The 26,672-nt window shown below is 68.7% G+C and carries 30 protein-coding genes; 11 read left to right on the forward strand and 19 right to left on the reverse strand.

The genetic code is table 11. From position 1 onward, the window contains the following. Positions 1-101: 101 nt before the first annotated feature. Positions 102-965, reverse strand: a complete 864-nt coding sequence (locus ACFYTQ_RS29815) for a MaoC/PaaZ C-terminal domain-containing protein (RefSeq protein WP_387368289.1) — start codon at positions 963-965, stop codon at positions 102-104. 11 nt (positions 966-976) lie between these two features. Next, positions 977-2,686 (reverse strand): 3-oxosteroid 1-dehydrogenase, encoded by a 1,710-nt coding sequence (gene kstD, locus ACFYTQ_RS29820; protein WP_387368291.1) that lies wholly within the window; start codon positions 2,684-2,686, stop codon positions 977-979. 130 nt (positions 2,687-2,816) lie between these two features. Between kstD and ACFYTQ_RS29825 the strand changes: the two genes are divergently transcribed. From ACFYTQ_RS29825 to ACFYTQ_RS29845, 5 genes are read left to right on the forward strand one after another with little or no spacing between them, the layout of a single operon-like run. After that, entirely contained in the window at positions 2,817-3,602 is a 786-nt protein-coding gene (locus ACFYTQ_RS29825; protein WP_387368293.1) for a 2-keto-4-pentenoate hydratase, read from the forward strand. 10 nt (positions 3,603-3,612) lie between these two features. Beyond that, positions 3,613-4,524 carry an acetaldehyde dehydrogenase (acetylating) gene (locus ACFYTQ_RS29830; protein WP_387368295.1) on the forward strand — a complete coding sequence of 304 codons (912 nt, stop codon included), beginning with the start codon at positions 3,613-3,615 and terminating at the stop codon, positions 4,522-4,524. 10 nt (positions 4,525-4,534) lie between these two features. After that, positions 4,535-5,572, forward strand: coding sequence for a 4-hydroxy-2-oxovalerate aldolase (gene dmpG, locus ACFYTQ_RS29835; protein ID WP_387368297.1), 1,038 nt, complete (start codon positions 4,535-4,537; stop codon positions 5,570-5,572). Between the two features lie 56 nt (positions 5,573-5,628). Beyond that, positions 5,629-5,985: a type II toxin-antitoxin system RelE/ParE family toxin gene (locus ACFYTQ_RS29840; RefSeq protein WP_387368299.1), complete on the forward strand. Its 357-nt coding sequence runs from the start codon at positions 5,629-5,631 to the stop codon at positions 5,983-5,985. Beyond that, complete coding sequence (locus ACFYTQ_RS29845; RefSeq protein WP_387368301.1) at positions 5,978-6,271, forward strand: multiprotein-bridging factor 1 family protein; 294 nt, start codon at positions 5,978-5,980, stop codon at positions 6,269-6,271. Before ACFYTQ_RS29840 ends, ACFYTQ_RS29845 begins: the two co-directional genes overlap by 8 nt. 196 nt (positions 6,272-6,467) lie before the next feature. Here ACFYTQ_RS29845 and ACFYTQ_RS29850 read toward each other — a convergent pair whose 3' ends face one another. The 5 genes from ACFYTQ_RS29850 to hsaA are packed head-to-tail and all read right to left on the reverse strand — an operon-like array spanning position 6,468 to position 10,203. After that, complete coding sequence (locus tag ACFYTQ_RS29850) at positions 6,468-6,668, reverse strand: DUF433 domain-containing protein (RefSeq protein ID WP_387368303.1); 201 nt, start codon at positions 6,666-6,668, stop codon at positions 6,468-6,470. 10 nt (positions 6,669-6,678) lie between these two features. Further along, positions 6,679-7,251: a 3-hydroxy-9,10-secoandrosta-1,3,5(10)-triene-9,17-dione monooxygenase reductase subunit gene (gene hsaB, locus ACFYTQ_RS29855; RefSeq protein ID WP_387368460.1), complete on the reverse strand. Its 573-nt coding sequence runs from the start codon at positions 7,249-7,251 to the stop codon at positions 6,679-6,681. Positions 7,252-7,256: 5 nt separating this feature from the next. Further along, on the reverse strand, positions 7,257-8,162 hold the full coding sequence (gene hsaC, locus ACFYTQ_RS29860) for an iron-dependent extradiol dioxygenase HsaC (RefSeq protein WP_387368305.1): 906 nt from the start codon (positions 8,160-8,162) through the stop codon (positions 7,257-7,259). A gap of 2 nt (positions 8,163-8,164) precedes the next feature. After that, positions 8,165-9,040, reverse strand: coding sequence for a 4,5:9,10-diseco-3-hydroxy-5,9,17-trioxoandrosta-1(10),2-diene-4-oate hydrolase (gene hsaD, locus ACFYTQ_RS29865; protein ID WP_387368307.1), 876 nt, complete (start codon positions 9,038-9,040; stop codon positions 8,165-8,167). After that, complete coding sequence (hsaA, locus tag ACFYTQ_RS29870; RefSeq protein ID WP_387368309.1) at positions 9,040-10,203, reverse strand: 3-hydroxy-9,10-secoandrosta-1,3,5(10)-triene-9,17-dione monooxygenase oxygenase subunit; 1,164 nt, start codon at positions 10,201-10,203, stop codon at positions 9,040-9,042. Before hsaA ends, hsaD begins: the two co-directional genes overlap by 1 nt. Positions 10,204-10,408: 205 nt before the next feature. Here hsaA and ACFYTQ_RS29875 point away from each other — a divergent pair, with 205 nt between their 5' ends. Next, a complete protein-coding gene (locus ACFYTQ_RS29875) occupies positions 10,409-11,605 on the forward strand; it encodes a Rieske 2Fe-2S domain-containing protein (protein ID WP_387368311.1) in 1,197 nt (398 codons plus the stop codon). Further along, a complete protein-coding gene (locus ACFYTQ_RS29880) occupies positions 11,605-11,925 on the forward strand; it encodes a hypothetical protein (protein ID WP_387368313.1) in 321 nt (106 codons plus the stop codon). Before ACFYTQ_RS29875 ends, ACFYTQ_RS29880 begins: the two co-directional genes overlap by 1 nt. Before the next feature lie 53 nt (positions 11,926-11,978). Here the strand turns inward: ACFYTQ_RS29880 and ACFYTQ_RS29885 are convergent, their stop codons facing one another. From ACFYTQ_RS29885 to ACFYTQ_RS29900, 4 genes are all read right to left on the reverse strand, one after another. Continuing rightward, entirely contained in the window at positions 11,979-12,386 is a 408-nt protein-coding gene (locus tag ACFYTQ_RS29885; RefSeq protein ID WP_387368315.1) for a cupin domain-containing protein, read from the reverse strand. 10 nt (positions 12,387-12,396) lie between these two features. Continuing rightward, a complete protein-coding gene (locus tag ACFYTQ_RS29890; protein ID WP_387368317.1) occupies positions 12,397-13,188 on the reverse strand; it encodes an SDR family oxidoreductase in 792 nt (263 codons plus the stop codon). Continuing rightward, entirely contained in the window at positions 13,185-13,946 is a 762-nt protein-coding gene (locus ACFYTQ_RS29895; protein WP_387368319.1) for an alpha/beta fold hydrolase, read from the reverse strand. The genes ACFYTQ_RS29890 and ACFYTQ_RS29895 overlap by 4 nt, the downstream gene beginning before the upstream one ends. A 113-nt stretch (positions 13,947-14,059) precedes the next feature. Next, positions 14,060-14,707 carry a TetR/AcrR family transcriptional regulator gene (locus ACFYTQ_RS29900; protein ID WP_387368321.1) on the reverse strand — a complete coding sequence of 216 codons (648 nt, stop codon included), beginning with the start codon at positions 14,705-14,707 and terminating at the stop codon, positions 14,060-14,062. Between the two features lie 61 nt (positions 14,708-14,768). Between ACFYTQ_RS29900 and ACFYTQ_RS29905 the strand changes: the two genes are divergently transcribed. Together ACFYTQ_RS29905 and ACFYTQ_RS29910 are read left to right on the forward strand one after the other, a co-directional pair. Further along, positions 14,769-15,662, forward strand: a complete 894-nt coding sequence (locus ACFYTQ_RS29905) for an AraC family transcriptional regulator (protein ID WP_387368323.1) — start codon at positions 14,769-14,771, stop codon at positions 15,660-15,662. 9 nt (positions 15,663-15,671) lie between these two features. Then, complete coding sequence (locus ACFYTQ_RS29910; protein ID WP_387368325.1) at positions 15,672-16,415, forward strand: NAD-dependent deacetylase; 744 nt, start codon at positions 15,672-15,674, stop codon at positions 16,413-16,415. 3 nt (positions 16,416-16,418) lie between these two features. On the opposite strand, the gene ACFYTQ_RS29915 is transcribed toward ACFYTQ_RS29910, so the two are convergent. The 3 genes from ACFYTQ_RS29915 to ACFYTQ_RS29925 all read right to left on the reverse strand — a co-directional run bounded on the left by ACFYTQ_RS29915 (position 16,419) and on the right by ACFYTQ_RS29925 (position 17,793). Beyond that, complete coding sequence (locus tag ACFYTQ_RS29915) at positions 16,419-16,685, reverse strand: Txe/YoeB family addiction module toxin (protein WP_387368327.1); 267 nt, start codon at positions 16,683-16,685, stop codon at positions 16,419-16,421. Next, positions 16,682-16,966, reverse strand: coding sequence for a type II toxin-antitoxin system Phd/YefM family antitoxin (locus tag ACFYTQ_RS29920; protein WP_387368329.1), 285 nt, complete (start codon positions 16,964-16,966; stop codon positions 16,682-16,684). The genes ACFYTQ_RS29915 and ACFYTQ_RS29920 overlap by 4 nt, the downstream gene beginning before the upstream one ends. A 74-nt stretch (positions 16,967-17,040) precedes the next feature. Further along, a complete protein-coding gene (locus ACFYTQ_RS29925; RefSeq protein ID WP_387368331.1) occupies positions 17,041-17,793 on the reverse strand; it encodes a DUF427 domain-containing protein in 753 nt (250 codons plus the stop codon). A gap of 83 nt (positions 17,794-17,876) precedes the next feature. On the opposite strand from ACFYTQ_RS29925, the gene ACFYTQ_RS29930 reads away from it, so the two are divergent. Beyond that, positions 17,877-19,265: an amino acid permease gene (locus tag ACFYTQ_RS29930; protein ID WP_387368333.1), complete on the forward strand. Its 1,389-nt coding sequence runs from the start codon at positions 17,877-17,879 to the stop codon at positions 19,263-19,265. Between the two features lie 60 nt (positions 19,266-19,325). After that, positions 19,326-21,020 carry a DNA glycosylase AlkZ-like family protein gene (locus ACFYTQ_RS29935; RefSeq protein ID WP_387368335.1) on the forward strand — a complete coding sequence of 565 codons (1,695 nt, stop codon included), beginning with the start codon at positions 19,326-19,328 and terminating at the stop codon, positions 21,018-21,020. Positions 21,021-21,043: 23 nt separating this feature from the next. Here the strand turns inward: ACFYTQ_RS29935 and ACFYTQ_RS29940 are convergent, their stop codons facing one another. The 5 genes from ACFYTQ_RS29940 to ACFYTQ_RS29960 are packed head-to-tail and all read right to left on the reverse strand — an operon-like array spanning position 21,044 to position 26,663. Continuing rightward, positions 21,044-22,096, reverse strand: a complete 1,053-nt coding sequence (locus ACFYTQ_RS29940) for an acyl-CoA dehydrogenase family protein (protein WP_387368337.1) — start codon at positions 22,094-22,096, stop codon at positions 21,044-21,046. Further along, on the reverse strand, positions 22,093-23,091 hold the full coding sequence (locus ACFYTQ_RS29945) for an acyl-CoA dehydrogenase family protein (protein WP_387368339.1): 999 nt from the start codon (positions 23,089-23,091) through the stop codon (positions 22,093-22,095). The genes ACFYTQ_RS29940 and ACFYTQ_RS29945 overlap by 4 nt, the downstream gene beginning before the upstream one ends. 19 nt (positions 23,092-23,110) lie before the next feature. After that, positions 23,111-24,241 (reverse strand): acyl-CoA dehydrogenase family protein, encoded by a 1,131-nt coding sequence (locus tag ACFYTQ_RS29950; protein WP_387368341.1) that lies wholly within the window; start codon positions 24,239-24,241, stop codon positions 23,111-23,113. After that, positions 24,241-25,116, reverse strand: a complete 876-nt coding sequence (locus ACFYTQ_RS29955; RefSeq protein ID WP_387368343.1) for an enoyl-CoA hydratase — start codon at positions 25,114-25,116, stop codon at positions 24,241-24,243. The genes ACFYTQ_RS29950 and ACFYTQ_RS29955 overlap by 1 nt, the downstream gene beginning before the upstream one ends. Then, positions 25,113-26,663 (reverse strand): FadD3 family acyl-CoA ligase, encoded by a 1,551-nt coding sequence (locus ACFYTQ_RS29960; protein WP_387368345.1) that lies wholly within the window; start codon positions 26,661-26,663, stop codon positions 25,113-25,115. The genes ACFYTQ_RS29955 and ACFYTQ_RS29960 overlap by 4 nt, the downstream gene beginning before the upstream one ends. Positions 26,664-26,672: the final 9 nt, after the last annotated feature.

The raw sequence follows: 26,672 nt of genomic DNA on the forward strand, positions 1-26,672 counted from the left end.
GTAGTATTACGCCCATGTGGTTGATTCCCGTTGTCGCCGTCGCCAGTTCCATCGCCATCGCCGTTCTGTTCGCGACGGGATTTCCCGAGCACTGAGCCGGATCAGGAGCTGAACGTCAGCCGCACGTCCCCGAGCACCGGCGCGTCGTCGCGCTCGGGCGCGGTGGCCGCGATGATGACCTCACCGGTGCCGAGCCACATCCGCGACCGGATCGTCTCGCCGGGGTAGAGCACCCCGGCGAAGCGCGCCCGGAAACCGGTGACCCGGCTCGTGTCCGAGCCCAGCACGGTGTCCACGGCCGTCTTGCAGACGATGCCGTAGGTGCACAGCCCGTGCAGGATCGGATCGGGAAACCCCGCGCCCCTGGCGAATTCGGGATCCGAGTGCAGCGGATTGCGGTCCCCGCACAGGCGGTAGAGCAGCGCCTGCTGCGGCAGGGTGGGCGTGGCGACATCGAAATCCGGTGCGCGATCGGGCAATTCGGATTTCGTGCTGGGTCCGCGCTCGCCGCCGAAGCCGCCCTCGCCGCGCGCGAAGATCGACGACCGCGCGGTCCACAGCGCCGCCCCGTCCGAACCGGTGACCGTGGTCTCCTGCACGATCACCGCCGACGAGCCCTTGTCCCAGATCTCACTGATCCGCCCCGTGCTCGACGCCTTGCCCTCGGCCGGGAGCGGGCGGTGCACCACGATCTCCTGACTGCCGTGCACCACCTTCGCCAGGTCGATCTCCACGCCCGGGAAGCTCACCCGCGGCGGTTCGGTCATCCGCAGCGTGTGCGCGACGGTGGCGAAGGTCGGCAGCACCCGCGGGTCGCGGTCGTCGAGGTAGCGCAGTTCGGCCGGGTCGGTCCAGCGCGCCCCCGCGCCCAGGCCCAGATGGTAGAGCTGGACGTCGGAGGGCGACCAGGCGAACTCCTGGCTCGGAAGCGCCGCTCCCAGAGCGAGTTTCGGGTCGATCGGCATGACACTGTCTCCTAGTTGCTCGCCTCGGTGGCCACCGGCTGCCGCTTCGCGCGGTCCACGATGTCCAGCACCGCCAGATAACCGAAGGTGATCGCCGGTCCGATGGTCGCGCCCGGACCCGCGTAGGTGTGGCCCATGACCGGTGCGGAGGTGTTGCCCGCGGCGTAGAGGCCCTCGATCACGGTCTCGTCCGCGCGCAGCACCCGGCCCGCGGTGTCGGTGACCAGACCGCCCTTGGTGCCGAGATCGCCGGGCACCATCTTCGCCGCGTAGTAGGGGCCCTGCACCAGCGCGGCCAGGCACGGATTCGGCTTGACCGTGGGATCGCCGTAGTAGCGGTCGTAGGCGCTGTTCCCGCGGCCGAAGTCCTCGTCCACCCCGGTCTCGGCGAAGGCGTTGAAGCGCGCGACGGTGTCGACCAGGGCCTGTTCCGGCACGCCGATGCGCTCGGCCAGCTCCGGCAGGGTGGGCGCGGAGACGATGTTGTCGTTCTCCATCCACCGCTTCGGAATCCGTTGTCCCGGTTGCAGTCCCGCGAAGATGTAGCGATTGCGGTAGCGCTGGTCGAACACCAGCCAGGCGGGCACGTGCTCGCCGGGTCCGTCGCCCTGGCCGTATTCGCCGCCGTACATCTTGTGCACGGCCTCGACGTAGGGCAGGGACTCGTTGAAGAACCGCTTGCCCGCGGTGTCGACGATGATGCCGCCGGGCAGGTTGCGCTCGGCCAGCGCGAACCACGGCTTACCGCCCTTGAACACGGTCGGGCCCCACCAGGCGTCGGCCATGATATCCACGGCCGCACCGAGTTCCATGCCCGCGCGGATGGCGTCGCCGGTATTGGCCTTCGCGCCCGTGGTCCACTCGGTCCCGATCGGTTCGCGTTGGTACCGGTGCCGCATCTCGGCGTTGTGCTCGAACCCGCCCGCGCCGAGGATCACCCCGTGCCGGGCCCGGAACGCCACGGTCTTCCCGTCCTGGGTGGCCTCGACGCCGACCACCCGGCCGTCCTCCACCAGCAGTCCGGTCAGCGGGGTGTTGAGGAGAACGGGTACATTGACATCGAGAAGGCCCTTGCGCATTGCCGCGATAATCGCTTGACCCATACCGAGAAGATGCTTACCGGTGAACTTGGCCCAATAGGTGCGCGCGCCGACCCGCAGGGCGCGCGCCATGCCCTTGGGGTGCCGTCGAATCAGGTTGAGCCGCACGAAGTCCGCCTGCGTGACGACCACGTTCAGCGGCGCCTTGCTGTAGGGGGGTTCCAGTTTGAAGCGCTCGTCGCCGAGCACCTTGGCGTCGAACGGCTTCGGCTCGCACGAGCGGCCCTGCGCCAGACCGCCCGGCGCCTCGGGGTAGTAGTCGGAGTAGCCCGGCACCCAGCGCAGTTTCAGCGGGGTGTGGTCGAGCACGAAGTTCAGCGCCTCGGCCCCGCGGTCGATGTAGGTATCGATCCGCTGCTTGGGCACGACGTCGCCGATGATGTTGTACAGGTACTTGCGCGCCTCCTCCCGATCGTCGGGCCGGCCCGACGCGAGCAGCGCCTTGTTCCCCGGGATCCACACGCCGCCCCCGCTGCGCGCGGTCGACCCCCCGTAGTGCTCGGCCTTCTCCAGGACCACCACACGCAGGCCGTGGTGCGCGGCGGTGAGGGCGGCGGTCATTCCGGCGGCGCCGCTGCCGACCACCACCACATCGTATTCCCGATCACTCATGTAGAACACGTTATAGAATCGGCACAGGTTCGGTCTATATTGATCTGGCAGAAGGGACGGCTGGAGCGAGAAATCGCAGGAAAACTCGTTTCAGTTTTCGATCTCGGGCGCGGACCGGCCCCCAGTGGAAGGAAGTGGCGTGCTGTCGGATGCGGTACGGAGTGAACTGGCCGCCGAGCTCGCGCTCGCCGAGCGCGACCGGGTACCGATCGACCCGCTGGTCGCGCGGTATCCCGACATCGATGTCGTCGACGCCTACGAGATCCAGCTGATCAACATTCGCGAGCGGATCGCGGGCGGCGCGCGGATCATCGGGCACAAGGTCGGACTGTCGTCGAAGGCCATGCAGCAGATGATGGGCGTGGACGAACCGGACTACGGGCATCTGCTCGCGGAGATGGAGGTGTTCACCGACGTCCCGGTGGACACCTCGCGGTACCTGTATCCGCGGGTGGAGGTCGAGGTCGGCTTCGTGCTCGGCGCGGATCTGCCGGGGGAGGAGTGCACCGAGGCCGACGTGCTCGCCGCGACCGTCGCCTACGCGCCCGCGATCGAGCTGATCGACACCCGCATCAAGGACTGGCGAATCGCGTTGTGCGACACCATCGCCGACAACGCCTCCTCGGCGGGCTGGGTGCTCGGCCCCGAGCGGGTGGCCCCGGACCTGCTGGACATCAAGGCCATCGACGCCCGCCTGACCCGCAACGGCGAGGTGGTCGCCGAGGGCCGCAGCGACGCGGTGCTGGGCGATCCGACCGTCGCGGTGGCGTGGCTGGCGCGCAAGGTCGCCTCCTTCGGGGTGCGGCTGCGCGCCGGGGACATCGTGCTGCCCGGTTCGTGCACCCGCGCCATCGACGCCCGGCCGGGCGACGACTTCCACGCCGAGTTCACCGGACTCGGTTCCGTCCGTTTGAAATTCAGCTGAGGAGATCCGAGTGCCTGCCAACGGAAAGGTCGCGGCCGCCATCGTCGGCTCCGGCAACATCAGTACCGATCTGCTGTACAAACTGCTGCGCTCGGACAAGATCGAGCCGCGCTGGATGATCGGCATCGATCCCGCGAGCGAGGGCCTGAAGCGCGCGGCCGGGCTGGGGCTCGAGACCTCGCACGAGGGTGTGGACTGGCTGCTCGCCCGGTCCGAACTGCCGGATCTGATCTTCGAGGCGACCTCGGCGTACGTGCACCGCGAGGCCGCGCCGCGGTACGCGGAGGCGGGGATCCGGGCGGTCGATCTGACCCCGGCGGCGGTCGGGCCCGCGGTGGTGCCGCCGGTGAACCTGGACGCGAATCTCGAGGCGCCCAACGTGAATATGATCACCTGCGGCGGGCAGGCCACGATTCCGATCGTGGCGGCGGTGTCGCGGGTGGTCGCGGTGCCCTACGCGGAGATCGTGGCCTCGGTGTCGTCGGTGTCGGCCGGGCCGGGGACGCGCGCGAACATCGACGAGTTCACCAAGACCACCAGCCGCGGCGTGGAGACCATCGGCGGGGCCCAGCGCGGGAAGGCGATCATCATCCTCAATCCCGCCGAACCGCCGATGATCATGCGCGACACCATCTTCTGCGCGATCCCCGAGGACGCCGACACCGACGCCATCGCCGAGTCGATCCATCGGATGGTCGCCGACATCCAGCAGTACGTGCCCGGGTACCGGCTGCTCAACGAGCCGCAGTTCGACGAGCCCTCGGTGGTTTCCGGTGGGCTGGCGAAGGTTTCGGTGTTCGTGGAGGTCGAGGGCGCGGGGGACTTCCTGCCGCCCTACGCGGGCAACCTCGACATCATGACCGCCGCCGCGACCCGCGTCGGTGACGTCATCGCAGACCAGATCCTGTCGGCCCGGGTCTAAGGAGACCGCCATGCCCTACTCTTCCGAACTCGACATTCGCGTCACCGACACCTCGCTGCGCGACGGGTCGCATCACAAGCGCCACCAGTTCACCGCCACCGAGGTGCGCGATATCGTGGCCGCGCTCGACGGCGCGGGCGTGCCGGTGATCGAGGTGACCCACGGCGACGGGCTGGGCGGCTCGTCGTTCAACTACGGCTTCTCCAAAACCCCTGAGCAGCAACTGATCACGATCGCGGCCGAGACGGCGAAGCGGGCCAAGATCGCGGTGCTCATGCTGCCCGGCGTCGGGGTCAAGGAGGACATCAAGATCTCCCAGGACAACGGCGCCTCGATCGTGCGCATCGCCACGCACTGCACCGAGGCGGACGTGTCCATCCAGCATTTCGGCCTCGCGCGCGAACTGGGTCTGGAGACCGTCGGCTTCCTGATGATGTCGCACAGCCAGCCCCCCGAGGTCCTCGCCAAGCAGGCCCGCATCATGGCCGACGCGGGCTGCCAGTGCGTCTACGTCGTCGACTCCGCGGGCGCCCTTGTCCTGGAACAGGTCTCCGACCGCGTCGCGGCCCTGGTCGCCGAACTCGGCGACGACGCCCAGGTCGGCTTCCACGGCCACGAGAACCTCGACCTCGGAAACGCCAACTCCGTCTTCGCCATCCGCGCCGGAGCCACCCAGATCGACGGCAGCGCAAGACGTTTCGGCGCGGGCGCGGGCAACACCCCCGTCGAGGCCCTCGTCGCCGTCTGCGACAAGCTGAACATCAGGACCGGCATCGACTTCTACGCCATAGCCGACGCCGCCGAAGACGTCGTCCGCCCCGCCATGCCCACCGAATGCCTCCTCGACCGCCAATCCCTCATGATGGGCTACGCCGGCGTCTACTCCAGCTTCCTCAAACACGCCGAACGCCAAGCCGAACGCTACAACGTCTCCGCCGCCGAAATGCTCGTCCGAGCCGGCCACCGCAAACTGGTCGGCGGCCAGGAAGACCAACTAATCGACATAGCCCTCGAACTCCAACGCGAACAACAAGCCGTCACGGCCTGAGGCCCCGTTATGTGAAAAAGGTATGACCACTCAGCTGGGCGTATAGCATTCGTGCTATGGGTTGGGGTACCGTCGAGCTGGAATCGGAGATACGTACGTGGCTGGAGCGCCTGCCTGCGGACGAGTTCGCCCGAGCGGCCTTCTACATCGACCTGCTGGCCGAGGAGGGGCCGCTGCTGGGTGAGCCCTACACCCGGCAGCTCGACGGCAAGTTGCGTGAGCTTCGATTCCATCTCGACAGTCGGCAGGTGCGTGTCACCTACTGGATCGCTCCGGGGCGGCGGATCATACTGCTGACCGTGTTCGTGAAGACGCGGATGCGTGAGCGTGCGCAGATCGAGCGGGCGCGACGTGCCATGGAGCGCTGCGTCAGGGCGCGGCACTCCGCTGAGGAGGATGAGATCGATGGCTGAGCGTTCCGACTGGACAGAACTGCGCGACCGTCGAATGCGGGAGCCCGGCGCCGCCGAGGCGTACGAGGTGACGCGACTCGCGTACGAACTCGGGCGAACCATCCGGCGGATGCGCGAGGACCGCGGCTGGAGTCAGAGCGGCCTCGCGGACCGCGCCGGTATGACCCAATCCGCGGTCGCCCGCTTCGAAGCGGGCGGAACCGTGCCCAGCCTCCCGGTGCTCGAACGACTCGCCCACGCCCTCGACGCCGACCTCGTGATTCAGGTACGGCCACGTGTGGCCTAGGGCTACACCTCCATGGACCGTGTCGCTCGGCCTGCCGTCCGTCAAAGAGCTTCGGGCCGTGGGGGTTCCGCGGGCTCGATCCGGTCATCATCTCCGAAGAATTCGTCCACTTCGTTCCGCATCCGCGCATAGTCCACCCGGGGTAGCCGTCGATGTGCGGCCACCAGTTCCTCGGCGGTGAGCCGACGATCGCCCGTCATCGAACTTCGGTGGCGTACTCGAGCGCGGCGAGGAGGTCGTCACGCTCGAGGTCCGGATAGTCAGCGAGGATTTCGTCGATGGTCATCCCGGCCGCGAGTAGTTCGAGCAGCATCTCGACCGGGTAGCGCAGACCACGGACCACCGGCTTGCCGTGGCAGAGGACGGGGTCGGTGGTGATGGGATCGAGAGGGGGCACGTGGTTCAGGTTAGAGCCAGGTGTCCTGGGTGGTTGTGGTGAGGAAGTGTTCCAGGTCGGCTCGCCAGGGGGCCGGGGTGGTTTTGTCGGGTTCGATGGCGGTGTATTGGCCGCGGTAGAACAGCAGCGGCCTGCCGGAGTCGGTGGACTCCGACAGGGCCTCCACCCGGCCGATCACGATGTGGTGATCGCCGCCGTCGACGACCGTGGCCACGGTGCACTGGATGGTGGCCAGGGCGTCGTCCAGGAGCGGGAGCTCCAGGTTCGAAGGGCGCCAGGGGATTCCGGCGAATTTGTCGGGTTCCCGGGAGCCGAAGCGGGCGCAGATCTCGCGTTGTTCCTCGGCGAGGACGTTGACGCAGAAGCGGCCCGCGCGTTCGATGGCCGCCCAGGTGCGCGAGCCCTTGGTGGGGCAGAACAGCACCTGCGGCGGGTCGAGGGAGAGCGCGGCGAACGACTGGCAGGCGAAACCCACGGGGGCGCCCTCGGTATCGAGGGTCGTGATCACCGTGATGCCGGTGCAGAACTGCCCCAGCACATTCCGGAACCGACGCGGGTCGATCGCGGCCGGGCCGTCCGTCATCTCGCTCATCCCTGCTTGAACTGGATCGTGAAGTCGTGCCCCCACAGGCTCACCGCGGTCGATTCCCGCGCGACCCAGTCGGCGTCCTCGACTTCCAAACCCTCACAACCGAATTCGACGTCGAACCCACCGGGTGTCTTCATGTAGAACGACAGCATCTTGTCGTTCACGTGCCGCCCCAGCGTCGCCGACATCTTCACCTTCCTGCGCAACGCCCGGTCCAGGCACAGCCCGACGTCGTCGGAGTTCTCCACCTCGACCATCAGATGCACGATCCCGCTCGGCGTCGGCATCGGTAGGAACGCCAGCGAGTGATGCCGCGGATTGCACCCGAAGAACCGCAGCCAGGCCGGTTCCCCGTCGGCGGGCCGCCCGACGGCCTGCGGGGGCAGCCGCATCGAATCGCGCAGCCGGAATCCCAGCACATCGCGATAGAACCGCAGCGCCGCCTTGTCGTCGGTCGTGCTCAGCACCACGTGCCCGAGCCCCTGCTCCCCGGTCACGAACCGATGCCCGTACGGGCTCACCACCCGCCGATGCTCGAGCGCCACCCCGTGGAACGCCTCGAGCACATTGCCCGAGGGGTCCTCGAACCGGATCAGCTCGAACACCCGCCGGTCGGCCAGCTCCTCGGCCGTGCCCTCCTTGTAGGGCACCCCCGCGGCCTCCAGCCGGTCCCGAACATCCTGCAGCTCTTCGGCATTCGCGGTCTCCCACCCCGAGATCTGCAACCGGTCCCGCTCGCCGGGCACGATCACCAGCCGCGCGGGGAAATCGTCCATCCGCAGGTAGAGCGCGTCGGGATCGCCGCCCTTGCCCTCGACCATGCCGAGCACCTCGAGCCCGTAGTCGCGCCAGGCCGCCATGTCGGTGGCCTCGATGCGCATGTACCCGAGCGATCGAATGCCCATTGCTACTTCTCCTTCGGCGACAGGAAATCCGTTGCCAGACGGTTGAATTCGTCGAACTTCTCCAGCTGCGCCCAATGCCCGCACCCGCCGAACACGTGCAACTGCGCCCGCGGGATCGTCTTCAGCGCCACCAGCGCCCCGTCGAGCGGATTGACCCGGTCCTCCCGGCCCCAGATGAGCAGCACCGGCTGACGCAGCTTGTACGCCTCCCGCCACAGCATGCCCTTCTCGAAATCCGCGCCCGCGAAGGACTTCCCCATGGCCCGGGTCGCGGCCAGCGCCTCGGGCGTCGACGCCGAGGCGAACCGCTCCTCGACCAGTTCCGGCGTGATCAGCGACTGGTCGAACACCATGATCCGCAGGAAGTTCTCGATGTTCTCCCGCGTCGGCTCGACATTGAACCGCCCCAGCGCCTTCACGCCCTCGGTCGGATCCGGCGCGAACAGATTGGTGCTCAACCCGCCCGGCCCCATCAGCACGAGCTTGCCCGCCCGGTCCGGATAATCGAGCGCGAACCGCACCGCGGTCCCGCCGCCGAGCGAATTGCCCAGCAGGTGCACCCGCCCGGTGACCCCGAGCGCGTCGAGCAGGTCCTTCAGCGCCGACGAACTGTGCACGAAGTACTGCGGATGCTCGATCGGCTTGTCCGACAACCCGAATCCGGGCTGATCCACCGCCAGCACATGGAAGCTCTCGGCCAGCACCGGGATGTTGCGGGCGAAGTTGGACCACGAGGAGGCGCCGGGCCCGCCGCCGTGCAGCAGCACGATCGTCGGGCCGTTGCCCACGCCCGCCTCGTGGTAGTGCAGGCGCAGATTCGGCCGCGCCTGGGCGTACCGCGAGGTCGACTCGAAGGTCAGTTCGGCGGTCGAGGTCATCACACCATCCCGTCGGTCACCGGCAACCCGAACGCGTGCGTGCCGTACATGACGTAGGCCCGCTCGGGATCGTTGGCCGCGTGCACCCGCCCGGCGTGCGCGTCGCGCCAGAACCGTTGCAGCGGAGTGCCGTTGGCCAGCGCGGTCGCGCCGGAGCTCTCGAAGAGTTTGTCGATCGAGGCGATCGCGCGCCCGGTGGCGCGGACCTGATCGCGCCGCGCCCGCACCCGCAGATCGAACGGAATCTCCTTGCCCGCCACCAACAGCGCGTACTCGTCGGCCACATTCCCCGACAGCTGCCGCCAGGCCGCGTCGATATCGCTGGCCGCCTCGGCGATGCGCACCTTGGCGAACGGATCGTCCTTGGCCTTCTCCCCGGCATAGGCGGCGCGGATGCGCTTGCCCTGATGCTCCACGTGCGCCTTCAGTGCGCCGTAGGCCATGCCCACGATCGGCGAGGAGATGGTGGTGGGATGGATCGTGCCCCAGGGCATCTTGTACACCGGATCGGTATTGTGTTCCAGCCCAGGCGATTTCAGCTCGTTCATCGTCTTGTAGGACAGGAAGCGATGACGCGGCACGAAGACGTTCTCGACCACCAGCGTGTTCGAGCCGGTGCCGCGCAGGCCCACCACGTTCCACACGTCGTCGACGCGGTACTCGCTGCGCGGGATGAGGAAGCTGCCGAAGTCGACCGGCTTGCCGTCCTTGATGACCGGCCCGCCGACGAAGGTCCAGTCGGCGTGATCGCTGCCCGAGGACCAGTTCCACGACCCGTTGACGAGGTACCCGTCGTCGGTCACCACGCCCGCGCCCATCGGGGCGTAGGACGAGGAGATGCGCACGGTGCTGTCGGTGCCCCAAACCTCTTCCTGCGCACGCTGATCGAACAGCGCGAGGTGCCAGTTGTGGATGCCGATGATGCCCGCGACCCAGCCGGTGGACCCGCACGCGCTCGCGATCTTGCGCACGGTGTCGTAGAAGACGACCGGGTCGGCGGCCAGGCCGCCCCACTGCCGGGGCTGCACGAGCCGGAAGAAACCGGTCTCGGCCAGCGCCTTCATCGTCTCGTCGGGGATGCGACGTAGATCCTCTGCCTCCTGCGCTCGCTCGCGCAGCATCGGCAACAGCGCTTCGACCCGCTCTGTTACTTCTTGCGTCATCTCGGGGGCTGCTCCTGCCTGGTCGTCTCGGACCGGGGGTACCCGGTTGATCCTGTCACTGAGACTAGAACAGGTTCTTATTCATGTCGAGAACGGGTATCCGCTCGATGGACACATTGCCCCTTGCCTGGTCGTCACGGCAATAGCTGGCGTCGCGGCAGAGTTTTTTGTAACGTGTTCTAGTACTTCCAGAGGAGGGATCACAATGGCGGAAACCGCACCTGCGCGCGGCGGGAAGATCCGTGAGATCGACGTCGGGTCCACGCCCACGCGATACGCGCGGGGCTGGCACTGCCTGGGCCTGGCCGCATCGTTCCGGGACGGCAAGCCGCACGCCGTGCAGGCATTCGGCACCAAGCTGGTGGTCTGGGCCGACAGCTCGGGGGAACTGCGGGTGCTCGACGCCTACTGCCGACACCTCGGCGGGGATCTGAGCATGGGTGAGATCAAGGGCGATTCGGTCGCCTGCCCGTTCCACGACTGGCGCTGGGGCGGCAACGGCCGATGCACCTCGATCCCGTACGCGCGGCGCGTGCCGCCGCTGGCGCGCACCCGCGCCTGGACCACGCTCGAGCGCAACGGCCAGCTGTTCGTCTGGCACGACCACGAGGGCAATCCGCCGCCGGACGACATCACCATCCCCTACATCGAGGGTCCCTACCAGGACACCGAGGGGAACACGAGCGAGACGCTCGACAGCGGCTGGACGGACTGGACCTGGAACTCGATGCTGATCGAGGGCGCGAACTGCCGCGAGATCATCGACAACGTGGTCGACATGGCCCACTTCTTCTACATCCACTTCGCCTATCCGACGTACTTCAAGAACGTCTTCGAGGGCCACATCGCCAGCCAGTACCTGGAGACCAAGAGCCGCCCCGACGTCGGCATGGGCAGCCAGTACGGCGACACCCTGCTCAAGTCGGTGGCCGCGTACTACGGGCCGTCCTACATGATCAATCCGCTGCACAACTTCTACGGCGGGTTCGAGGTGCGCAGTGTGCTGATCAACTGCCACTACCCGGTCACCCAGGACTCGTTCGTGTTGCAGTGGGGCATCACGCTGGAGAAGCCCAAGGGCATCGACGACGAGGCGTCGAAGAAGTTGGCCGCCAAGATGACCGAGGGCATCAGCGTCGGCTTCCTCCAGGACGTGGAGATCTGGAAGCACAAGTCCAAGATCGACAATCCGCTGCTGTGCGAGGAGGACGGCCCGGTCTACCAGCTGCGCCGCTGGTACGACCAGTTCTACGTGGACGTCGCCGACGTCGATCCGAAGTCGGTGCAGCGCTTCGAGTTCGAGGTCGACACGACCAAGGCGAACGAGGCGTGGGAGGCCGAGGTCGCCGAGAACCTGCGCCGCAAGCGCGAGCAGGAGGCGGCGCAGGAGGCGAACGCCTGATGACCAGATGGGCGAAGGCACCGGATTTCGCGGATCGTCCCGAGTGGCTCGCGCGGGTGCGCGCCCAGACGGTCGTCGACAAGCAGCGCTACCTCGAGGACGGCATGACCCCGCTCTCGTGCGCCACCTGCGGCACGGGCGTCTTGGTCCGCAAGGCCAGCGCCCACCAGACCTCGGTGCAGTGGACGGCCGACCCCGCCGCCCACTGCCCGGTCTTCCGCGACCTGCACACCGGCCCCGGCCGCCCCGACTCCTGCCCGAACCTCGAGAAGACCATCGACCACGCCGTGGCCGAGGGCCTTCTCGAGGTCCCGGAGTAGCGGGCCGCCAGGGCCGGGGGCGTACTCGAGGTGCCGGAGTAGTCCGGCCGTCCTCAATCCAGTCGGAAGTCGGCGAAGTCGAAGCCGGGGGAGACGACGCAGGTGACCAGGACGTGGTCCGGGCCGAGGGGGCGGGCGGACTGGGTGACGCCGCCGGGGACCACGGCCTGGGGGCGTTGGCCCCGTTCGATGTCGGGGCCGAGGACGATCTCCTCGCCGCCGATGTCGAGCGCGAGCGGGCCGCCGCCGTGCCACAGCCACAGCTCGTCGGAGCGGACGGTGTGCGGGGCGGATTTCTCCCCGGGCATGAGCAGGAAGTAGATGGCGGTGGCCGCCGCGCGCGGGCCCGGGTAGCCCTCGGGCGCGAATTCGACGGGGCTGCGCCAGGTTTCGCGGAACCAGCCGCCCTCGGGGTGGGGTTCCAGATCGAGGGCCGCGGCCAGAGCGGGGCGGTCCGGCATGAGGGTCCTCCTACTTCAGGCCGTGCATGGCGGCCACGATCCGGTCCAGAACGGGTTGCGGCAGCAGCCGTTTCAGCGCGAACACCAGCGGGGCGCGGCTGCCGACGGCCCGGAACGGCCGCGGCGATTCGACCACCCCGGCGATGGCCCGCGCCACCTTCTCCGCGGAGACGCCCGCGGCCTCGTTGCGGGCCAGCGCGGCGAGCACGATGTCCACCTCGGCGCGGTACGGGGAGTTCTCCCCGACGTAGATCGTGCGTCGCGTGCTGATCCCGGTATTGATCGAACCGGGCTCGACGGTGGTGACCGAGATGCCGAACGGCGACACCTCGCGCCGCATCCCGTCGGCGAAACCCTTGATCGCGGCCTTCGTCGCCACATACGACGAGCGGTAGGCCAGCGGGAAACTCGCCAGCATCGATCCGATCATGACGATGTGCCCGCGACGGCGCGCCCGCATGCCGGGCAGCACCAGCTGGGCCAGCCGCACCGGGCCGAAAACATTGACCTGGAACAGTCTTTCGATCGCGTCGAGCGGCAACTCCTCGAGCGGTCCGGCCTGACTCTCCCCGGCATTGTTGATCAGCACGTCGATCTCGCCCAGGTCCGCCGCGAAGGTCTCGATGGCCGCCGGATCGGTGAGATCCAGCGCCCGGTACTCCACGCCCGCCACGCGATCGGACTCCGGAATGGTCTCGGGTTTGCGGCTGGTGCCGATGACGCGATACCCGCGGGCGACCAGCGCGGCGGCGGTCGCGGCGCCGATACCGGAGGAGGCGCCGGTGATCAGGGCGGTGGTCATGCTGTTCTCCTGGTGATCGGTGCGCGCAGGAATTCCGCGATCGACCGCGCGACCTCGCCGGGACGCTCGATGATCGGGGAATGCCCCGCGCCGGTGAGGATTTCGACGCGCGCGCCGACGGCACGATACCGCGCGGCGGTCGGGGACCAGTCGTAGAGCCGATCGCGCTCCCCGTGCAGCACCAACGTCGGCAGCCCGAGGTCGCGTACCTGCGCGTCCAGCGGCCGCGCGGCCAGCCTGCGTCGCCGGTCCACCAGCACGACGCGTGCCATGCGCGGACTCATCGCGCGGTGATCGAGCACCCCCTGATCGGCGTGCTCGAAGGCGGCGGCGAGAGCGAAACCCGGTGCGACACCGAAACGCAGTCCCCGACGGACGAAGGCGGGCAACGCCATTCGATGCAGCAGCGGCCCGAGCAGCGCGTGCCCGAGCAGCCCGTTGCCGGGCGGGAAGCGGGCCAGGCCGTAATCGGGCGCCTGATCGATCAACACCACCTCGCCCACCCGGTCCGACCGCTCGGCCGTCGCCAAGGCCACATCCGCGCCGAACGAATGCCCCACCACCGCAACGTCTTTCAGGTCCAGCGCGGCGAGCACCGCCGCCACCATCGCCCCTTGTGCGGGAGCGTCGAGATCATCGTGTCCACCGGTGTACCCGTGCCCCCGCAGATCGACCCGAACCACCTGGTGCCGCGCCGCCAGCAGCGGTGTCACCCGGTCGTACCACCGCAGCGAACCGCTGAAACCATGCAGCAGCACAACGGTTTTCGCCCCCGGGTCACCGTCCCGCCGAACATGCGCTCGAGCGCCCCCGGCCTCGACGAATTCCCCGATCGGCGCGACTTCGGTTGCGCGGCACCGATTCCCGGCCATCAGAACGGCTCGCTGTAGGACAGTACGACCCGGTGGAACAGGTCGACGCGGTGTTCGCGAGCCGCGTCGCTGTCGGGTTCGAGCAGGCATTGGGTGGCGGTGCCGTCGTGCACCGCCACCAGGGCGGGACCCAGGCGGGCCGGGTCGGTGACGCGGCGACCCGCGCGGTTCAGCAGCGCCTGGACCTTGGGCAGCAGGGCGGCGACGATGGCCTCCTCGCGGGCGGCCATGGTGCGCCGCAGGGCGGGGTAGCGCAGCGCGTGGGCGGTGAATTCGTAGGTGATGCGAATCCAGCGGTCGTCCACGGGGACCGCGCGCAGGACGCGTTCGATGCCGTGCCGCAGATCGGTGGTCTCGGCGGCGGGGGTTTCGTCGAGCAGGGCCGTCACCTCGCGCAGCATGTGATCCGAGCGCTGCTGCCACATGGTCAGGAACAGTTCCTCGAGCGAGGTGAAGTTGGAGTAGAACGCGCCGCGGGTGTAGCCCGCGCGCTCGCAGATCTGCTCGACCGTGCAGCGGCCGAAGCCCTCGGCGGCGAACGCGTCGAAGGCCGCCTCCAGCAGGCGGCGCCGGGTCTCCGCGCGGCGCTTGGTCATCCGTACGCCGCGCTGCGTGACCGGCTGATCGGCCTCGGTGGACGCCGCCATGCTCGAGCCCCTCCTCGCTGATGGATACATGAGCGTATCAAAGCTCGGTTAGGCTGATTTCGTGGACGTTCTCAGCGACACCATCGCGGCGGTGCGCACCGGCAGCCCGGCCGCCGGGCTGTTCGTCCGGCACGCGCCGTGGGGCAGGCGGTACCCGTTGGTGCCGAGCGCCGGATTCCACGTGCTGCTGCGGGGCTCGTGCTGGGCGCTGCCGCCGGAGGGGGAGCCGCTGGCGATGACGGCGGGCGACGTGCTGTTCATGCCGCGCGGTTCGGCGCACGTCCTGGTGAGCGACCCGGACGCCGAGGTGACCGAGGTGGCGATGCCGGGCGAGCCGCGCGAACTCGACGGTTCCGGGGAACGGGCCGAATTGCTCTGTGGCGCATACGAACTCGGTCGGCGGCATCCGCTGCTGGACGGGCTGCCCGATTTCGTGTTGCTGCCCGGGCGGTCGGATCGGCATCCGGCGCTGCGCGGGGCGGTCGAGCTGCTGACCGCGGAGGTGTCCGCGCCGGGCCCGGGCAGCGACGCGGCGTTGCCCGCGCTGCTGGACATGCTGTTGCTGTTCACGCTGCGCGCCTGGTTCGAATCGCCCGAAAGCTGTTCGCGCACCGGTGTTTTCACCGATCCGGCGGTGTCCGCGGCAATGCGGGCCATCCACGACGATCCGGGGTATCCGTGGACGGTCGCCACGCTCAGCGCGGTCGCGGGCGTCTCGCGCGCGACGCTGGGCCGCCGGTTCGCGGCCACCGTCGGCGAGGCCCCGCTGGCGTATCTGACCCGGTGGCGGATGCTCACCGCGGCGCGGCTGCTCCGGGAGAGCGACGCCGGGCTGGCCGCCGTCGCCCGCCGGGTCGGCTACGCCTCGGAATTCGCCTTCGCCAAGGCGTTCAAACGCGAATTCGGTCAGGCGCCCGGCCGGTACCGCCGGTCGACCGCCCGCCCGGCCGCCTAACCTGGACCCATGAGTTCAGGCTGGCGGCAGCGCACCGGACCCATCGGCGTCCTCACCGGCGCGGGGATCTCCACCGACTCCGGCATCCCCGACTTCCGCGGCCCGCGCGGCGTGTGGACCGAGGACCCGATGGCCGAGTTGCTGTCGACCTATCAGAATTACGTCGCCGATCCCGAACTGCGCCAACGGGCCTGGCTCGCCCGCCGCGACAACCCCGCCTGGCGCGCCGAACCCAATGCGGCGCACCGCGCTCTGGCCCGGCTGGCCGAGCACCGCGAGGTCGGCATCATCACCCAGAACATCGACCGCCTGCACCAGCGCGGCGGTTCCCCCGCGGAGTCGGTCGTCGAAATCCACGGCAACATGTTCGACGTCGTCTGCGTCGCCTGCGACCACACCACCACCATGGCCGCCACCCTCGACCGCGTCGCCGCGGGCGACCCCGACCCCGCCTGCCCCGACTGCGGCGGCATCCTCAAGGCCGCCACCATCATGTTCGGCCAGAACCTCGACCCCGCCGCCCTCTACACCGCCCAGGCCATCGCCGAGAAGAGCGCCGTCTTCCTCGCCATCGGCACCTCCCTCCAGGTCGAACCCGCCGCCTCCCTCTGCGCGGTGGCCCTGCGCGCCGACGCCGCCCTGATCATCGTCAACGCCGACCCCACCCCCTACGACCCCTACGCCACCGAGATCATCCGCGAACCCATAGGCACCGCCGTCCCGAAACTGGTGGACGAGATGCTCTCCGCCTGACCGTCATTCGTAGTGACCCCGGCAGGCGATCACGATCACGCCCGCCTCGTCGGCCCGATAGACGATGCGGTGCTCGTGATCTATCCGCCGGGACCACCATCCGGACAGGTTCTGCCGCAACGGTTCCGGTTTGCCGATGCCCTCGGCGTTGCCGTTGCGCCGGATGTCCTCGATGAGCCGGTTCAGTTTCCGCAGTACGGAGCGGTCCTGCGCCTGCCAGTACAGGTAGTCGGCCCAGCCGGTGTCGGTGAACGTCAGCTTGCGGCTCAAAGGTCGGCGGCCTGCTCGTTGTCATCGGCGTCGATCAGCTCCCGAGGTGTCACCTGTCCGGCCTCGGCCTGTGCGATGCCCTTGGCCAGCCACGCCGCGTTGGCCGGATGCGAGAGCAGATGAGCGGTCTCCTTCATCGCCTCCCATTCGCGCAGCGAAACCACCACCGCGGCCTCCTTGCCTCCGCTGCGGGTGATCACGACCTCCTCGTTGTCCTCCGTGGCGGCATCGAGGACGGCCGCGAAGTTGTTGCGGGCGTCGGTGGCGTGCATGGCGAGCATGGGTCTCCCTTCTCTGGTCCTCAGGATACCAGGATGTACGTGATCCGGTACAGAATCGCGTGCATTCTTCGGGATCAGCTGAACGGGGATTCGGGCCGGGGTTGAAGTCGGCCGTCGACGTAAGTGTCCACCTTCTCGTTGTAGAAGCAGACCAGGCCCGCTATCTTCTGGCTTTCGGGGAGGGGGTGGCGGTAGAGCCAGGCGAGGTCGGGGTGGGGGGTGTCGCCGGTGTGGACGGTGAAGTATTCGGCGGTGCCCTTGTAGGGGCAGCTGGTTCGGGTGGGGGAGGGGGTGAGGAGGTCCATACGGACGTCGGTCATGGGGAGGTAGTAGCGCGGGGGGAGGCCGGTCTCGAACAGGATGCGGGGGGAGTGCGAGTCGGCTACGGTTTCGCCGTCGATCTCGACCCGGATGTGGCGGGAGCTGGCCAGGATGTCGACGCGGGTGTAGGGACTGCGGGGGTGGACGTAGACGGGTTCGTCCTCCTCGAACCACTCGTCCATGGCGTTCCAGTCCAGGCGGACCAGGTCGCGCAGGTCGGGGAGCGGAGAGTCCGGATAGCGCAGGGCCGCAGCGGGTTTGGTGAGGCCGTCGACGAGCACGTCGTGTTCGACGCCGTCGCCGCGGCTCGGCGAACGATGCGTGCCGCCGGTGGGTTTCAACTCCGCGCGCACATCGGCCAGCGGAATGTAGTAGGTGGGGTAGTGCGGGCCCTCCCACACCAGCCACGGCGTGCTGGTGTCGGCGACGAGGCGACCCGCCACGTAGGCCCGGACCCGCTTGGCGCTCGGCTCGATCCGGACCCGGCCCCGATTCGTTTCGGTCATACCACCCCAAGGTACCCCGCAGCGGAAAACGGCCGCTGGCTACGCTGGGTCGGCAACAATCGGGCGAACAGAGGGTGAACGGAATGACGAGGACGGGCCTGCGGACCGGGCTGCGGCGTCGGCACATGACCATGCTGGCCATCGGGGGTGCGGTCGGCGCGGGATTGTTCGTGGGCAGCGGTTCGGTGATCCGCACCGCGGGACCCGCGGCGGTCGTGTCGTACGCGGCGGCGGGCGCGCTGGTCCTGCTGGTGTTGCGGGCGCTGGGGGAGATGGTGGTGGCGCGCCCGGTCGCCGGATCGCTGGCCGAGTACGCGCGAATGGCGTTGGGGCCCTTCGCCGGATTCACCGTCGGCTGGCTCTACTGGTACATGTACGTCGTCCTGGTCGGGGCGGAGGCGACCGCGGGCGCGGCCATCCTCGGCCAGTGGATCGACCTGCCCGCCTGGACGCTGTCGGCCGCGCTGCTGATCGTCATGACCGCCGTGAACCTGATCTCGGTGCGGTCGTTCGGCGAGTTCGAGTTCTGGTTCGCCTCGATCAAGGTCGCCGCGATCGTGGTGTTCCTGATCCTGGGCGTGCTCTACGTGCTCGGCCTGTGGCCGAACGGCCATGGCGGACTGGACAATTTGACCGCGCACGGCGGTTTCGTCCCGCACGGCGTGTCCGGGATGCTGTCGGCGATCGTGGTGGTGATCTTCGCCTTCGGGGGCACCGAGATCGTCACCCTCGCCGCCGCCGAGAGCGCCGAGCCCGGGAAGGCCGTGGCGCGGGCCACCAGCAATGTGCTGTGGCGGGTCGGGCTGTTCTACGTGGCGTCGATTCTCCTGGTCGTGACGATCCTGCCGTGGGACGACGCGAAGGTCCTGACCAGCCCGTTCGTCAGCGCTCTGGACCGGATGGGCGTCCCCGCCGCGGGCACGATCATGCAGGTGGTCATCCTGACCGCGGTCCTGTCGGTGCTGAACTCCGCGATCTACGTCTCCTCGCGCATGCTCTACGTCCTCACCGGCGACGGCGACGCCCCCGCCGGGCTGGTCCGGGTGAACCGCCGCGGCGTCCCCGCCCGCGCGGTCCTGCTCGGCACCGTCGCCGCCTGGTGCGCGGTCGTCGCCTCCCACGTCTCGCCCGACCGCGTCTTCACCTTCCTGGTGAACTCCGTCGGCGTCCTGCTCGCCTTCCTCTACCTGGCGATCATGGTGTCGCAGTTGCGGTTACGCTCCCGCCTCGACCGCGAGGACCCCGAGGCCCTCACCTTCCGCATGTGGGCCCACCCCTACCTGAGCTGGCTGGTCATCGCCGCCCTCGCCGTGGTCCTGATCTCCGCGGCCGTCATGCCCGCCCTCCGCCCCCAACTCCTCGCCTCCACCGTCAGCCTGTTGGTCGTGGCCGCCGCCTACCCCCTGCGCGCCCGCTTCGGCCGCGTCCCCCCGGTCCGGGAGGTTCGGGTCCTCGAGCACGGCACCCCATAAATATGCGACAAACGGTATATCGCCAGGACAAAGGTGTAAATTTATGTATAAGCTGTGCGTATGGACGTTGCTCGAGTGCGGGAGCTGATCGCTCGCGGCGAGACTCTCACTACCGAGTTCAAGCGGGGCTCGAACTTCAACGACACCGCCCTCGTCGAAACCGTCGCCTGCATGGCGAACGGGGAAGGGGGAGTGCTTTTGATCGGCGTCGAGGACGACGGACGTATTACCGGTGCGACACCGCGGCACGGTGACCGAACCGACCCCCGGCGTGTCGACGCCCTGATCGCGAGCAGAACCGTCCCTCTCCTGCAAACCCTCACCCGAGTGATGACGATCGACGATTGTGAAGTCATCGCCGTCGAAGTACCGAAGTCGTCTCGGATCGTCGGCACATCCGGTGGTGTCTACCTCCGCCGCACATTGAAGATAGACGGCACGCCGCAGTGCGTTCCCTTCCCGGCTTACGAAATGCTGGCACGCGAGATCGACAGGGGTGCGGTCGATTTCGCTGCGCTACCTGCTCGGGGCGCGACAATGGAGGACCTCGATCCGAAAGAGTTCGACAGATTCCGGACCATGGCGTCGGCATCCGGCGCCGACTCGGTGATCGCCGGTCTGTCCGATGTCGAGATCTGTCGCGCTCTCGGTGTTGTGAAACCGGCCGACGACGGTGTGGACCGACCTACTTTGGGTGCGGTCCTGCTCTTCGGAAACCAAGACGCTGTGGTGCAGCACCTGCCGAACCACGAGGTTGCCTTCCAGCTCTTCAGTGGACTCGCTATGGAGGTGAACCACTTCACCAAGGCGCCACTGCTCAAGGTGGCCCAGGACCTTTTCGACCGGGTGGCCACCTGGAATCGGGATGAAGAGCTGCAACTGGGAATGCTTCGAATTTCGATTCCCAATCTTCCGATAGTCGTTGTGCGCGAGGCGATCGCCAACGCCTTGGTGCATCGGGACTATACGGCGATGGGTCCGGTTCGGGTGGTGATCAACGACGACAGTTTCGAGGTCACGAGCCCTGGCGCGTTTCCCCCTGGCGTGCGACTCGACAACCTACTCACGGTGTCCCAACCACGAAGTCCGCTCCTGGCCGACGCTTTCCGCCGTGCCGGGTTGGTCGAACGAAGCGGGCGCGGTATCAGCTTGATGTTCGCATCTCTGCTGCGTCTGGGCCGAGACGCGCCAGATTACTCGCAATCGACGGATCACATGGTGCGTGCTGTTGTACCGCTCGGACACGCGGATTTGCCTCTTGCTCGCGTCATCTCGCAAAACGAATCGACGACGGGACGTCCCATGAGTCTGTTCGATCTGCAGGTTCTGCATGAACTCCGCGCCCAGACAAAGCTTTCCGCCAATGAGATCGCCGAGCAATTACATCGGACCCTCGGCGAGACTCGGGCAGGTCTCAGTCGGATGATCGAGGCGGGACTGGTGGAGCTGCGAGGAAGCGGTCGGGGACGTCTGTATCACCTCTCGGCTGGCGTTTACAAGGCGCTGGACAACCCGCCCGCCTACGTTCGAGTCCGAGGTACCGATTCGATCCAACAGGAGCGGATGATCACGCAATATGTGGAGTCGTTCGGCTCTATCAGTCGCGCGCAAGCGGCCGAATTGTGCATGATCACACCGGATCAGGCATCGAGAGTACTGCGACGGATGGCGGCCGACGGTGCGTTGGTATTGATCGGTGCGCGAAAGGGCGCACGCTATGTCGCTCCGTCGGACGCCGGTCCGAACGAGTCCTGAACCGCTCACCCTGCGAAAACGGATCAGGCCGGGCGAGCCAACGGGCGCGCGGGCGCGCCGAACAGCTGCGCGTCGGCGTGGGCGCGTTTGAAGTACAGGTGGGCGTCGTGTTCCCAGGTGATGGCGATGCCGCCGTGGAGTTGGATCATCTCGCCGGTGACCGTTTCGAAGGTTCGGGAGCAGTGGATGCGGGCGGTGGCGAGATCCAGTGCGGCCGAGGGGTTTTCGGTGGTCAGGGTGGTGAGGGCGTGGTAGGCGGCGGAGCGGGCGGACTCGATGAGGACGTAGAGGTCGGCCATGCGGTGTTTGAGGGCCTGGAAGCCGCCGATGGGTCGGCCGAACTGGACTCGGGACTTGGTGTAGTCGACCGTGGCGGTGAGGCAGGCGTCGGCGGCGCCGACCTGTTCGACGGCGAGGGCGACCCAGGCGATATCGCGCAGGCGGGCAACGGCTTCCGCGTCGCCGCCGAGACGGCGGGCGGGCGCGGCGGTGAACGTGATCTCCGCCAGGCGGCGCGTCGGGTCCAGGGTGGGGGTCGTCGCGCGCGTGACTTCCGGTGCGGCGGCGTCGATTTCGTACAGACCGTCGGATGTCACCACGATCAGCGTCTCGGCCACCGTCCCGTCGAGGACGTAATGCGCTGTGCCGTCGAGCCTTCCGCCGTCGGCCTGCACCCCGGGCTCGTCCCAGCCCGCCGACCCGGCCCAGCACACGGCCAGCGTGCGGGCGCCCTCGGCGACCTCGGGCAGCAGCCGCGCGGCGGCCTCCTCGTTCCCGGTGAGCAGCACGGCCTGCGTGCCCAGTACGGCCGAGCCGAGCATGGGCGGCGCGTGCAGCGTGCGGCCCAGTTCCTCGATCACCACCAGCGCGGCGGCCAGGCCCGCGCCCACGCCGCCGTACTCCTCCGGAATCGCCAGCGCGGCGACCCCGACCTGTTCGCACAGCAGGGTCCACAGCTGCTCGTCGTAGCCGAGTTCGCCGGATACGGCCCGGCGCAACGCGTCCCGATCGCCGTGCTTGGCGAGCACCGCCCGCACGGTGTCAGCCAGTTCCCGGAACTCCACGGTGTCGCTCACGCGCTCGCCTCCGCCCGCAACGCGCGCGCCACCCGCGCGCGATGGAAATCCCCTGTGCCCCAAGCGGATCGCAGCGCGGTCACCTTCGTCAGCCACAGCGACAGATCGTATTCGGCGGTGTAGCCGATGGCCCCGTGCACCTGCAACGCCGTGCGCGCGGCCCGGTAGGCGGCGTCCGCGCAGGCGACCTTGGCCGCCGACACGTCGCGGGCGCGATCGGGAGTGTCCAATGTCAGCGCCGCGCGGTACAGCAGTGGCTCGGCCAGATCGAGGCCGATGAGCACATTCGCCAGCTGATGCTTCACGGCCTGGTACTGGCCGATCGGCCGGCCGAACTGGTGCCGTTGCTTGGCGTAGGCGACGGTCGTGTCCAGCAGCGCCCGTCCCGCGCCCAGCAGCTGCGCCGCGGTGGCCAGCGCGCCCGCGTCGAACGCGGCCGCCAGCGCCGCCGTCACCGCCTCGCCCTCGGCCACCACCTCGTCGGCCACCACCGTGAACAGGCGGCGCGCCGGATCGATCGACCGCACGAGATCACCGCGTCGCGCGGTGTAGAGCCGATCGCCGTCGGCGAGCAGCACCACTTCGGCGACGTCGGCGTCGACCGCGGGCAGCCCCGGCTCCAGCGCCAGCGTGCCCAGCGACTTGCCCTCGGCGAAACCGCCCAGCCAGCGCCGCGCCGGACCGTGGTCCGAAAGCCCTTGCAGCAGAGCGGGAATCACCGCGGCGGTCTCCACCACTGGCCCCGGCGCCGCGGCCCGGCCGAATTCCTGGACGGCCACCACCAGATCGATCGGCTCGGCGCCCATCCCGCCGTACTCGTCGGCGACGGCCAGGCCGAGCGCTCCGGCCCCGGCGAGCTGGCGGATCAGGGCGCGCCCGCCCCGGTGATCGCCGCCCGCCCAGGCGCGCACGAGTCCGGGCGTGCCGGCCGCCTCGCACATCTTGCGCAGGCTCGCGGCGAAGTCGCGCTGTTCGGGGGTTGCTGCGAATCTCATCGACAATCCGTTCTGCGGTTCAACGCGGCAGGCCGAGCAGGCGTTCGGCGATGATGTTGCGCTGAATCTCGTTGGTACCGGCGTAGATCGGGCCCGCCAGGGAGAACAGGTAGCCGTCGGACCAGTCGCCGACGCGTTCGGCGGCCGGGCCCAGCAGCTCGAGCGCGGTCTCGTGCAGGGCGATGTCCAGCTCGGACCAGAACACCTTGTTCACCGACGATTCCGCGCCCAGCTTGCCGCCCTCGGCGAGCCGGGTGACGGTGGCCCAGGTGTTGAGCCGGTACGCCTCGGCCCCGATCCAGTTGTCCACCACGCGATTTCGCGCCTCGGTGTCGGTCGGGTCGGCGACGTCGCGCCACAGCTCGACCAGCCGGGCGGCGGTGGCGTTGAACCGGCCGGGGCTGCGCAGCGACAGGCCGCGCTCGTTGCTGGAGGTGCTCATCGCCACCTTCCAGCCCTGGTTCGGCTCCCCGATCACGTCGCGGTCCGGGACGAACACGTTGTCCAGGAAGATCTCCGCGAATCCGGGTTCGCCGTCGAGCTGCGGAATCGGCCGCACGCTCACCCCGTCGGCGGTCAGCGGGAACATCACGTAGGTGAGCCCGCGATGCCGTTCGGCGTCGGGATCGCTGCGGAACAGGCCGAAGGCCCAGTCCGCGAACGAGGCACGCGAACTCCAGGTCTTCTGCCCGTTGAGGATCCAGCCGCCGGTGGCCCGGCGCGCGGTGGAGCGGATGCCCGCCAGATCGCTGCCCGCCTCCGGCTCGGACCACGCCTGCGCCCAGATGTCGTCGGCGCGGGCCATCCGGGGCAGGACGCGCTCGAGCTGTTCGGGGCTGCCGTGCTCGAACAGCGTGGGCGCGAGCAGGAAGATGCCGTTCTGGCTGACCCGGCCGGGTGCGCCCGCGGCGTAGTACTCCTCCTCGAACAGCACCCACTCCAGCAGCGAGGCGTCGCGGCCGCCGTACTCGCGCGGCCAGGACACGACCGACAGCCGGGCCTCGGCGAGGGTGTGCTCCCACTCCCGGTGCGCCTCGAACCCCGCGCGGGTGTCCATCGAGGGCAAGGGTTTCGCGGGCAGGTGGGTGCGCAGGAACTCGCGCACCTCGCGCCGGAAATCGCTTGCCGCGGTATCGAATTCGAGATCCACTAGTTCGCCTCGCTCGCCTGTGCGCTCGCCTTCATCGACCGTGCGTCCATGCCGCCCAGCGAGTCCACGCCGACCTCGGCGTTGTGCGCGTGGGCGAAGTGATGCAGGCCGAAGACGGAATCCATGCCCGCGCGCATACCCATCAGATCCTCACACTGGTTGACGGCCTTCTTGGTCAGCGCCAGCCCGAACTGCGGCATGGCCGCGATCCGCTCGGCCAGGGCGAGGGTGTGCGCCTCCAGGTCCGCGCGCGGCACCACCCGGTTGACCATGCCCCATTCGTACGCCTGCTCGGCGCTGAACCGGTCGCCGGTGAACAGCACCTCCTTCGCCCGGCGCGGGCCCAGCACCCACGGGTGGGCGAAGTACTCCACGCCCGGAATGCCCATGCGCACAACCGGATCGGAGAAGAAGGCGTCGTCGGCGGCGACGATCAGATCGCACACCCAGGTCAGCATGAGCGCGCCCGCGACGCACGCGCCCTGCACCATCGCGATGGTCGGCTTGGGGATCTCCCGCCAACGGCGGCACATGCCCAGATACACCTCGAGCTCGCGGGCGAAGCGCTGATCGCCGCCCGGCCGGTCCACGTGGTCCCACCACAGCGCGGCCTTGTTGTCGTAGTGCGCGTGATGGTCGCGGCCGGGGGTGCCGATATCGTGTCCGGCGCTGAAATGATTTCCGTTGCCCGCCAGTACGATCGCCTTGACCTCGGCGTCCTCGACCGCCCGGGTGAAGGCCGCGTCCAGCGCGTAGGTCATCGCTGAGTTCTGCGCGTTGCGGTAGCGCGGGCGATTCATCGTGACGATCGCGACCGGTCCGCGGCGTTCGTAGGTGACGACCTCACCCTCGTCGGGTATCGGATCGGAACTCACGAGATCTCCTCACGTAGCTGGCGCTTGAGGACTTTGCCCGCGGCGCTGTAGGGCAGCGCGTCGCGGAATTCGATGTGGCGCGGCACCTTGAAATTGGCCAGGCTCTGCTTGGCGTGCGCGATCACGTCCTGTTCGGTCAGCGCGGATCCCGGTTTGCGGACCACGTACGCCTTGCCGACCTCGCCCATCCGCTCGTCGGGCACGCCGATGACCGCGGACTCCGCCACGCCGTCGAGCCGGGCCAGGACCTGTTCCACCTCGGCCGGATACACGTTGAAGCCGCCGCTGATGTACATGTCCTTGAGCCGGTCGGTGATCTTGAGATAGCCGCGCTCGTCGAGGACGCCGACGTCGCCGGTGTGCAGCCAGCCGTCGGCGTCGATGGTCTTCGCGGTGTTCTCCGGATCGTCGAGATAGCCGAGCATGACATTGGGCCCGCGCAGCAGCACCTCGCCGTTGGTGTCGATGCGGATCTCGAAGTCCGCGATGGCCTCGCCCGAGGTGTTGGCGATGGTCTCCGGATCGTCGTCGGGCCGGCACATGGTGCCGAATCCGGCCGACTCCGACAGGCCGTACGCGGTGACCACCACCTCGAATTCGAGTTCGGCGCGCATCCTCTCGATCAGCACCACCGGGACCGTCGACGCGCCGGTGACCGCGACCCGCAGGCTGCTCAGATCGAATTCGCCGCGGCGCGGATGGTCGAGCAGGGTCTGGTAGATCGTGGGCGGACCGGTGAGGACGGTGATCCGCAGATCCCGCACCAGGCGCAGGGTCTCCGGGACGTCGAAGCTGGCCTGCGGCACGATGGTCGCGCCGGTGACCAGGCAGGTGAGGATCGCGGCCTTGTAGCCGAAGTTGTGGAAGAACGGCGGGATCACCAGATAGCGATCGCCGGTGCGCAGCGTGGCGCGTTCCACCCAGGCCCGCACCACGCCGAGCGCCTGCCGGTGCGCGACCAGGGTGCCCTTGCTGCGCCCGGTGGTGCCGGAGGTGAACAGGATGTCCGAGATGTCCTCGGGCGCAACGGATTCGCCGCGTTCGACGACCAGTCCGGGGGCGACCTCGGCGGCGAGCCGGGGTAGGTCGGCCCATTCGACGGCCGTGTCGGTCGCCTCCGCGGGCGCGTCACCCGGAATGACGACGATCGTCTCGATGTCCAGATTTGTTGCGGTGGAACGCAATTCGGCCAGCCGATCGCGCCCGAGGAACGGCCCCACCACGAACAGGGCCGCGGCGTGGACGCGTTCGAGCACATCGGTGGCCTCCTCGGCCACGTACCGGGTGTTCAGCGGAACCAGCGCGGCGCCCGCGTAATGTGCCCCGAGCGCGGCGACCACCCAGTGCCAGGTGTTGGGCGCCCAGATCGCCACCCGATCGCCCCGGCCGACGCCGCGGGCCATCAGCGCGCCCGCCGCCTCGCGCACGGCGTCGAGCAGGTCCGTCCACGTCAGCCGGGTGCCGCCGTCGATGATGGCGATCTCGTCACCGAAATCGCGCGCCGCCTCGTGCAGGGCGAGCGGGGTGGTCTGGACCAGGGTCGTCACGGCCGTCCT

This window comes from Nocardia sp. NPDC004068 (assembly GCF_042874315.1).
Lineage (GTDB): Bacteria > Actinomycetota > Actinomycetes > Mycobacteriales > Mycobacteriaceae > Nocardia.

What these genes read in the sequence shown, in the direction of transcription:
- ACFYTQ_RS29815 (WP_387368289.1), bottom strand. Translation starts at nt 965, where the DNA reads ATGCCGATCGACCCGAAACTCGCTCTGGGAGCGGCGCTTCCGAGCCAG.
- dmpG (WP_387368297.1), top strand. Translation starts at nt 4,535, where the DNA reads ATGCCCTACTCTTCCGAACTCGACATTCGCGTCACCGACACCTCGCTG.
- ACFYTQ_RS29840 (WP_387368299.1), top strand. Translation starts at nt 5,629, where the DNA reads ATGGGTTGGGGTACCGTCGAGCTGGAATCGGAGATACGTACGTGGCTG.
- ACFYTQ_RS29845 (WP_387368301.1), top strand. Translation starts at nt 5,978, where the DNA reads ATGGCTGAGCGTTCCGACTGGACAGAACTGCGCGACCGTCGAATGCGG.
- hsaB (WP_387368460.1), bottom strand. Translation starts at nt 7,251, where the DNA reads ATGACGGACGGCCCGGCCGCGATCGACCCGCGTCGGTTCCGGAATGTG.
- hsaC (WP_387368305.1), bottom strand. Translation starts at nt 8,162, where the DNA reads ATGGGCATTCGATCGCTCGGGTACATGCGCATCGAGGCCACCGACATG.
- hsaD (WP_387368307.1), bottom strand. Translation starts at nt 9,040, where the DNA reads ATGACCTCGACCGCCGAACTGACCTTCGAGTCGACCTCGCGGTACGCC.
- hsaA (WP_387368309.1), bottom strand. Translation starts at nt 10,203, where the DNA reads ATGACGCAAGAAGTAACAGAGCGGGTCGAAGCGCTGTTGCCGATGCTG.
- ACFYTQ_RS29875 (WP_387368311.1), top strand. Translation starts at nt 10,409, where the DNA reads ATGGCGGAAACCGCACCTGCGCGCGGCGGGAAGATCCGTGAGATCGAC.
- ACFYTQ_RS29880 (WP_387368313.1), top strand. Translation starts at nt 11,605, where the DNA reads ATGACCAGATGGGCGAAGGCACCGGATTTCGCGGATCGTCCCGAGTGG.
- ACFYTQ_RS29885 (WP_387368315.1), bottom strand. Translation starts at nt 12,386, where the DNA reads ATGCCGGACCGCCCCGCTCTGGCCGCGGCCCTCGATCTGGAACCCCAC.
- ACFYTQ_RS29890 (WP_387368317.1), bottom strand. Translation starts at nt 13,188, where the DNA reads ATGACCACCGCCCTGATCACCGGCGCCTCCTCCGGTATCGGCGCCGCG.
- ACFYTQ_RS29900 (WP_387368321.1), bottom strand. Translation starts at nt 14,707, where the DNA reads ATGGCGGCGTCCACCGAGGCCGATCAGCCGGTCACGCAGCGCGGCGTA.
- ACFYTQ_RS29910 (WP_387368325.1), top strand. Translation starts at nt 15,672, where the DNA reads ATGAGTTCAGGCTGGCGGCAGCGCACCGGACCCATCGGCGTCCTCACC.
- ACFYTQ_RS29920 (WP_387368329.1), bottom strand. Translation starts at nt 16,966, where the DNA reads ATGCTCGCCATGCACGCCACCGACGCCCGCAACAACTTCGCGGCCGTC.
- ACFYTQ_RS29925 (WP_387368331.1), bottom strand. Translation starts at nt 17,793, where the DNA reads ATGACCGAAACGAATCGGGGCCGGGTCCGGATCGAGCCGAGCGCCAAG.
- ACFYTQ_RS29930 (WP_387368333.1), top strand. Translation starts at nt 17,877, where the DNA reads ATGACGAGGACGGGCCTGCGGACCGGGCTGCGGCGTCGGCACATGACC.
- ACFYTQ_RS29935 (WP_387368335.1), top strand. Translation starts at nt 19,326, where the DNA reads ATGGACGTTGCTCGAGTGCGGGAGCTGATCGCTCGCGGCGAGACTCTC.
- ACFYTQ_RS29945 (WP_387368339.1), bottom strand. Translation starts at nt 23,091, where the DNA reads ATGAGATTCGCAGCAACCCCCGAACAGCGCGACTTCGCCGCGAGCCTG.